Below are 616 nucleotides of genomic sequence, written 5' to 3'. Positions count from 1 at the left end.
AGCTTTTCGCAGATTAGCACGTCCTTCTTCGCCTCTGATTGCCAAGGCATCCACCTTGTACGCTTAGTCACTTAACTATACAACCTCAAATGTTTTCAATCACTTTAAGTTTTCACTTCAAAGTGCGCTCAATTTGATGCGTATTTTCATTCAACTAAACACTTGATTGCTTTTGTTCAATCAAGATTTTATGCAAAACAGGTTTGCTTTCAGAGTTTCCTTCTCAGTTCTCTCTTTTTACCTTCCCATTTTGCCTACTCAGACTTTCTCTCGAAAATCTCTTGTTTTCAGCTTGTTTCCAATTTTTTAAAGAACAGTTGATAAAACTTTTCAGTTATCATCGTTAAATAAACTAAATAAATAAATTTACTTAACGATGATAAGTGGTGGAGATAAGCGGGATCGAACCGCTGACCTCCTGCGTGCAAGGCAGGCGCTCTCCCAGCTGAGCTATATCCCCATTTCATCATAGATCATTACACCTTTACATCACTCACTCTCAGAGTGGTGGGTCTGAGTGGACTTGAACCACCGACCTCACCCTTATCAGGGGTGCGCTCTAACCACCTGAGCTACAGACCCAAGGGTAATGTTTTCTTCTGCTCACTTGTCTACA

At 40.7% G+C, this 616-nt stretch carries 2 tRNA genes; both read right to left on the bottom strand.

Going from position 1 to position 616, the window contains the following annotated elements:
* Positions 1 to 384: 384 nt before the first annotated feature.
* A tRNA-Ala gene (locus tag FE813_RS10410) sits at positions 385 to 460 on the bottom strand.
* Positions 461 to 505: 45 nt separating this feature from the next.
* Positions 506 to 582 (bottom strand) — tRNA-Ile (locus FE813_RS10405).
* Positions 583 to 616: the final 34 nt, after the last annotated feature.

The sequence above is a fragment of the Haemophilus seminalis genome (genome assembly GCF_006384255.1).
In the GTDB taxonomy this organism is placed as follows: Bacteria; Pseudomonadota; Gammaproteobacteria; order Enterobacterales; family Pasteurellaceae; genus Haemophilus; species Haemophilus seminalis.
This window is presented reverse-complemented; position numbering and strand designations above follow the sequence as displayed.